Source organism: Amaricoccus sp. (genome assembly GCF_036846665.1).
Classification (GTDB): domain Bacteria; phylum Pseudomonadota; class Alphaproteobacteria; order Rhodobacterales; family Rhodobacteraceae; genus Amaricoccus.
Window position 1 is genome coordinate 1 of sequence record NZ_DAIUBO010000203.1, and the last position, 7,026, is coordinate 7,026.

General features: G+C 71.4%; 5 protein-coding genes. 2 read left to right on the forward strand and 3 right to left on the reverse strand.

All coding sequences use genetic code 11. The annotated features are described in order from the left end of the window. Positions 1–2: 2 nt before the first annotated feature. Positions 3–809: a class I SAM-dependent methyltransferase gene (locus V7050_RS16395; RefSeq protein WP_324370379.1), complete on the reverse strand. Its 807-nt coding sequence runs from the start codon at positions 807–809 to the stop codon at positions 3–5. Positions 810–946: 137 nt separating this feature from the next. On the opposite strand from V7050_RS16395, the gene V7050_RS16400 reads away from it, so the two are divergent. Further along, positions 947–1,333, forward strand: coding sequence for a VOC family protein (locus V7050_RS16400; RefSeq protein WP_324370381.1), 387 nt, complete (start codon positions 947–949; stop codon positions 1,331–1,333). 339 nt (positions 1,334–1,672) lie between these two features. On the opposite strand, the gene V7050_RS16405 is transcribed toward V7050_RS16400, so the two are convergent. Together V7050_RS16405 and V7050_RS16410 are read right to left on the reverse strand one after the other, a co-directional pair. Continuing rightward, a complete protein-coding gene (locus V7050_RS16405) occupies positions 1,673–1,894 on the reverse strand; it encodes a hypothetical protein (RefSeq protein ID WP_324370384.1) in 222 nt (73 codons plus the stop codon). A 506-nt stretch (positions 1,895–2,400) separates the two neighbouring features. Then, complete coding sequence (locus V7050_RS16410) at positions 2,401–5,262, reverse strand: molybdopterin oxidoreductase family protein (protein WP_324367775.1); 2,862 nt, start codon at positions 5,260–5,262, stop codon at positions 2,401–2,403. A 298-nt stretch (positions 5,263–5,560) separates the two neighbouring features. Between V7050_RS16410 and V7050_RS16415 the strand changes: the two genes are divergently transcribed. Beyond that, on the forward strand, positions 5,561–7,026 hold a 1,466-nt coding region (locus V7050_RS16415), incomplete at its 3' end, for an ABC transporter transmembrane domain-containing protein (protein ID WP_324410847.1).

Here is a 7,026-nt window from a genome sequence, read left to right on the forward strand (position 1 = left end):
GATCACGCGGCGCGGCCGCGAATCGCCCAGGCCCGCGCCGCGAGGCGGATCGAGCCGTCGGACTGCCGTGGCAGGGCGGCCTCGAGCCTCTCGCGCAGCCGCTCGCGCGCTGAGGGCGCGAGGCCGGCGCAATAGCCGGGCGCCGGGCCGGCGCCGAGGGTGAAGGGCGTCCAGTAATCCGCGAAGTCGCGGAAGACCGTCGGGACCGCGATCTCGGTTGCCTCGACCGCGGCGAGACCGGCCTCGCGGGCGAGGCCGACCAGCGCCTCCGGCGTGCAGAAGGGGAAGCGCACGTCCTCGGCGAGCATGCGGGCCTCGGGGTCGAGCGCGGCGGCCGCGGTCCAGAAGGCGCGCATGAAGCCGATGCCGCCGCCGGGATAGTCCCAGACGTAGAAGCCGACCCGCCCGTTGGGGCGGGCGACGCGCGCCATCTCGGCCAGGGCGCGCGGCCTGTCCGGCACGAAGTTCAGCACCAGCCCGGAGACGATCACGTCGCGGCTCGCGTTGGCCGCGGCGAGGGCACGGGCGTCGCCGACCGCGAACTCGGCGCGGGCGTCCGCGTGGATCTCGCGGGCGCGGGCGACGAAGCCTTCCGAGGGGTCGATCGCCTGCAGGCTGCGCGGCGCGGCCTGCGCGAGGATCGCGCCGGAAAGCGCGCCGGTGCCGCAGCCGACCTCGAGCCAGTCGAGCCCGGGTTCCGCGTCGAGCCAGTCGAGGAAGCGCGGCGCGATCTGCCGGCTCCATCGCCCCATGTAGGCGTCGTAGCTCTCGCCCGCCGCCCAGGCGTCGTGGCGCGACTGGTCGCTCATCGCAGGGTCCCTCCCGCAGCCGCGATGATCCGCCCGGCCGCGGCGCTTGTCCATCGGGAATGCGGTGCCCCGCCGCTTTCGCCGTGGATGCGTCCGGTCTACTCTCGCGGCGCGAGGATGATACAGGGGAGGCGCCGATGATCGACCACGCGGGGATTTCGGTTTCCGACTTCGCGCAGAGCCATGACTTCTACCGCGCGGCGCTGGAGCCGCTCGGGGTCACCGTCCAGATGGAGGTGACGGCGGAGCAGACGGGCGGACCCGCCTTCACCGGCTTCGGCACCGAGGGCAAGCCGTTCTTCTGGATCGGGACCGGGGTGGCGGTGTCGCGGGGCACCCATGTCGCCTTCGCCGCCGCCTCGCGCAGCGAGGTCGATGCCTTTCACGCCGCCGCCATGGCCGCCGGCGGGCGCGACAACGGCGGGCCGGGGTTGAGGCCGCAGTATCATCCCGATTACTACGGCGCCTTCGTCCATGACCCCGACGGCAACAATATCGAGGCGGTCTGCCATCGTCCGGAGTGACCGGACCGCGCGCCTGCGTGGTGGCGGAGGCGACCGGGGTATCCCTGGTCGGGCCGGAACGGGCCGCCGTCCCTGGGTGACGAGGGAATGGCGGTTGGGACCGGCCGGTGCGACCTTGCCGGAAAGGCTCGGGCGGCGGGACTCGCGCTCCCTGCGGGCCGGCCCGGGGTGGCGTTACACGATGAAACGCGTCTTATACGGTTGTTATTGCACGGGTTTTCGAGAAGTGGGCTGCGCCGGCCCTGCCCGGGGGCCGGCGTGCGAGGCGCGCCGTCCAAGGCCGCCCCGTCCCGATCCCGACCGGCGGAAAGGCCGCTGGAATCGCCCGCCCGTCGGGTTTCAGTCGATCTTCTCGATGTCCGGCAGCGCCCAGGACTTGTCGAAGAAGGCTTCCGTCGGGCCGTAGAAGCGGAAATAGCCGCTCTCGAAGGAGAGCGCGCCGATGCGGGTGTCGAGGGTCACGTCGCCCTCGAAGGGATTGGCGTCCTGGGCGAGCGCCGTGAAGGCCGTCGCGCCGAGCACGGCGCCCGCAACGGCCAGAATTGCCCGATGTCGTCTCATCTTGGGTATCCTTCTCTCCCAGTTCGGGTATCGCTGCGTCAGGGTGAGGATATTGCCTCCGGAGCCGGCGCACATAGCCGCGGGGCGTGTCGTCGAGCAGGTCGGCGAAGGCGAGGAAGAGCGTCCTGCGGGAGGCGAAGGCCGCGGCGGCGATCGCGTCGACCGTCATCGGCTCGGCGAGATGGGCGGCGATGTAGTCGCGTGCCCGCTCGACGATCCGGCCCTGCGGAGCGGGCTCGGCGCCGGTCGTTCGCCAGGGTAATCGCATTTGGAGCCCATTGTTCCCCGGACGACCGTTCCGCCACAAGACGAGGGCAGCGCCCGGCCCGGGCGGAAGCGAAGCGCCCGCCTTGGGGGCGGGGCGGGCGCTGCCCGGCGGTGCCCGCCGGGCGGGGTGGTTGCGCTAGGCGCGCCCGGAAGCCGGCCTGAACTGGTCGTGCTGCCAAGTGCAATTCCCCTGGGTCGTTCGCGCCCGGGGCTGGCGGGCATTGGTCGCTTCTGGCAGTCTACAGGGTCCGGTCCCGGGCTGAAACGCCGTCGCCGCCGGACCATTGCCCGTCGAAGGCGACCGATGCCGGGCCCCGGCCGACCGGGGATGTCTGGGCGGTGGCGTGCGGCGCGCTCCTGGTCTGCGGCGGCGCCTTCTCGAGGCGCACGCGCAGGTCGTACCAGGCGGCCTGGCCGGTGACGGGGTCGGAATTCGACCAGCGCAGCCCGTCGCCCCGCGGCGGCAGCAGCTCGGAGATCAGGTGGTTGAGCAGGAAGCCGCGCGTCGCCTCGGGCGCGTCGGGGGCGAGCGCCCAGGCGCCGGGGCGCTTGCCGATGGCGTTCCAGGTCCAGAGCGTGCGCGGGTTGACCGCGTCCATGCGCGCGACGGGCACGGTGATGCGGCCGTGCGGCGAGGTGACATGCGCCCAGTCGCCTTCCGCGAAGCCGAGCGCGTCCCAGAGCCCGCCGGGGACATAGAGCGGGTTCTGCCCGTGGATCTGGCGCAGCCAGGCGTTCTGGCTGCCCCAGGAATGGTACATGGCCGCCGGGCGCTGGGTGATGGCGTGGAGCGGATACTCGGCCGGATCGACGAGGCTTTCCTCGAAGGGCGGATACCAGATGGGCAGCGGCGCCGTGGCCTGCGCCAGGCGGTCGCGCAGATGCTCGGGCGGCTGGTGCTCGCCGCGGCCGAGGGCGGCGGCGCGGAAGCGGGCGAGCGGTTCGCAATAGAGCTGGAAAGTGTAATGCTGGGCGGTGTCGGTGAGGCCGATTTTCATGGCGAAATCGGCCCAGGCGGTGTTCCAGGGCTTGAAATAGGCGGCCTCCTCGGGGACCGCCTGCGACCAGAAGCCGCCGTTCTCGATGTAGCGGGCGATCTGGTCGGGGTTGGGTTCGCCGCGGCCATGGGCGTTGCCGTCGCCGCGCCAGCCTGCGAGCGGGCCGATGCCGGGGCGGCGCTGGTGGCGGGTCATGTAGTCGGCGTAGTCGCGGTAGAGGGGCGCGCCTTCGGCATCGACCATGCCCGGCAGCTTCAGCCTCGCGCCGAGGTCGAGCAGGACCGACTGGAAGCCGCGCACGCCCTCGTGGCCGGGGCGGGTGGGTTCGACCACCGGCCAGCGGATCGCGTCGGCGACGAGATCGGGCTCGCCGATGGGGCGGTCGAGCAGCGAGATGGCGTCGTGGCGCTCCAGATAGGTGGTGTCGGGCAGCACCAGGTCGGCGAAGGCGACCATCTCGGAGGAATAGGCGTCCGCGACGATGATCTTCGGGATCACGTAATCCCCCGATGCATCGGTGCGCGTCAGCATCTCCATGACGGCGCTGGTGTTCATCGAGGAATTCCAGGCCATGTTGGCCATGTAGAGGAAGAGCACCTCGATCGGGTAGGGATCGCCCGCCACCGCATTGGAGATGACCATGTGCATCATCCCGTGCGCGGCGAGCGGCGCCTCCCAGGAGAAGGCCTTGTCGATGCGGAGCGGCCGGCCTTCGGCGTCGACCGCGAGATCCTCCGGGCCGCGCGGATAGCCGAGCTGGGGGCCGTCGAGCGGCAGGCCGGGGGTGACCCTGTGGTGCGGCTTCGGCTGGGCGGCGACCGGGCGGGGATAGGGCGGCTTGAAGCGGAAGCCGCCGGGGGTCTCCACTGCGCCGAGGATCAGCTGCAGCACATGCAGCGCCCGGCAGGTCTGGAAGCCGTTGGAATGCGCCGAGATGCCGCGCATGGCGTGAACCGCGACGGGCCGGCCCAGCATGGTCTCGTGGTGGGTGCCACGGAAGTCGGTCCAGGGGCGGGGCAGGGTGATCGCCTGTTCGAAGGCGACCTCGGCGAGTTCGGCGGCGATGCGGCGGATCGTGGTGGCGGGGATGCCGCAGCGCTCGGCCACGGCTTCGGGGGCATGGGCCGGGTCGAGCCAGGCCTCGGCCATGAGCTGGAAGACGGGCTTCGCATGGGTCGGTCCGAGATTGACCGTGCCGGAAAGCGCGGGCTTCGCCGACGGCTCGTCCCAGGGCAGGGCGCGGTGGCGGTCGCGGTCCCAGACCAGTTCGCGGCCCTCCGCGTCGCGCAGGAAGAGGCCGTGGGTCGGCGAGCGGGGATCGTCGTCCACCAGATGCGCGGCGTTGGTGTAGCGGATCAGGTAGTCGAGATCGACCTTGCCCGCGGACATCAGCACATGCACGAGGGCGAGGACGAAGAGCCCGTCGGTGCCGGGCGTGATGCCGAGCCATTCGTCGGCGATGGCATTGTAGCCGGTGCGCACCGGGTTGATCGCCACGATCTTCGCGCCGCGCGCCTTGAGCCTGCCGAGGCCGATCTTGATCGGGTTGGAATCGTGGTCCTCGGCGACGCCGAAGAGCAGCAGCAGCTTGGTGCGCTCCCAGTCGGGGGCGCCGAATTCCCAGAACGCGCCGCCCATGGTGTAGATGCCGGCCGCCGCCATGTTGACCGAGCAGAAGCCGCCGTGGGCGGCGTAGTTCGGCGTGCCGAACTGCTGCGCCCACCAGCCGGTGAGCGCCTGGCTCTGGTCGCGGCCGGTGAAGAAGGCGAGCTTCTCGGGTGCGGTCTCGCGGACGGGTGCGAGCCAGGAGGCGGCGAGGGCGAGGGCCTCCTCCCAGGAGATCCCCTCGAATTCGCCCGAGCCGCGTGGTCCCCTGCGACGGAGCGGGCCGCGCAGCCGCGCCGGCGAGAGATGCTGCATGATCCCCGCCGAGCCCTTGGCGCAGAGCACGCCGCCATTGACCGGGTGGTCGCGGTTGCCCTCGATATAGGCGACCTTTCCGTCGCGCAGATGCACGTCGATGCCGCAGCGGCAGGCGCACATGTAGCAGGTGGTCTTGCGGATCTCGTCGGAGACCTTCGGCGCGGTGTCGAGCGGTGTCAGTCCTGCCTCCCCTGCGGGTCGAGCGGGGCCATGCTGCGAGGCAGGGCGGCGGGTGACAAGGGGAAACCGCGTCGGGGCGGGGGAATGAGACTCGGCAAGGTGACCCGGTCCGCATGAATTCCGGGCGCGCCCGGCGTCACCTTCCCGCCCCGGCCGGGCGCTGCCCTCGTCTTCTCTTGGGGCGGTCCAGGAAGAAAGTGCTTCAAATGCGACCGCTATGCCCCTGCGGCGCGCTTCCCTTGAGAAGGCCGCGACGGCTTGCTAGAGCTCCGTCGGGCAGCGTGGGATTTGTCGAAACATGGCACGGGGCGGAGCGGTGCGGGAGGAACGGCCGAAGGCGGCGAACGTGCGGCCGCTGCGCGCGCTGGCGCCCTTCCTGCGGCCCTATCGCGCCATGGTGCTTGCGGCCCTCGCCGCCCTGACCGTCACCGCGGCGTTGTCCCTGACCCTGCCGCTGGCGGTGCGGCGGGTGGTCGACGGGTTCTTCGCGGAATCGCTGCCGCAGATGGACCTCTATTTCACCGCGGCGATCGGGATCGCGGCGCTGCTGGCGCTGGGCACGGCGCTGCGCTTCTATCTGGTCACGCGGCTCGGCGAGCGGGTCGTGGCCGATATAAGGCGCGCGATCTTCGACAGGGTCATCGGCATGAGCCCCGCCTTCTTCGAGCGGATCATGACCGGCGAGGTGCTGTCGCGCCTGACCACGGACACGACGCTGGTGCTGTCGGTCATCGGCTCCTCGGTGTCGGTGGCGCTGCGCAACCTGCTCACGCTCGTCGGCGGGCTGGTTCTGCTGACGATCACCAGCCCGAAGCTGACGGCGCTGGTGCTGATCGGCGTGCCGCTGGTGGTCTTCCCGATCCTCACGCTCGGGCGGCGGCTGCGCCTGCTCAGCCGCGAGAACCAGGACCGGATCGCGGAATCGAGCGCGCAGGCCTCCGAGACCCTGCTCGCCGCTCAGACGGTCCAGGCCAATACCAACGAGACCGCCAGCCGGGCGCGCTTCGGGGATCTGACCGAGCGCGCCTTCGATGCGGCGCGGCGGCGCATCGTCACCCGCTCGATCCTGACCGCGATCGTCATCTTCCTGGTCTTCACCTCCGTGGTCGGCGTGCTCTGGATCGGGGCACGCGACGTGCGCGCCGGCAGCATGACGCCGGGCGAGCTGGTCCAGTTCGTGATCTATGCCGTGCTGGTGGCCGGCTCGGTCGCGGCGCTCTCCGAGATCTGGGGCGAGTTGCAGCGGGCGGCGGGCGCCACCGAGCGCATGGTCGAACTGATCGAGGCGGCCGACAGCATCGCCGACCCAGTGGACCCGCTGCCGGTTCCGGCGAAGGTCCGGGGCGAGATCGGCTTCGAGAACGTCACCTTCCGCTATCCGGCGCGCCCCGAGACCGCGGCGATCCACGCGCTGACGGTGGCGATCCGGCCGGGCGAGACCGTGGCGCTGGTCGGGCCCTCGGGGGCGGGGAAGTCCACCATCTTCCAGCTGCTGATGCGGTTCTTCGACCCCGACGAGGGCCGCATCACCCTCGACGGCATCGACCTGCGCGACGTGCGGCGCAGTGATTTGCGCCGGCAGTTCGCGCTGGTGCCGCAGGAGCCGGTGATCTTCGCGACCACGGCGCGGGAGAACATCCGCTTCGGCCGGCCCTCGGCGAGCGACGCGGAGGTCGAGGCGGCGGCCCGGGCGGCGGCGGCGCAGGAGTTCATCGAGCGGATGCCGCAGGGATACGACACCTATGTGGGCGAGCGCGGGGTGAT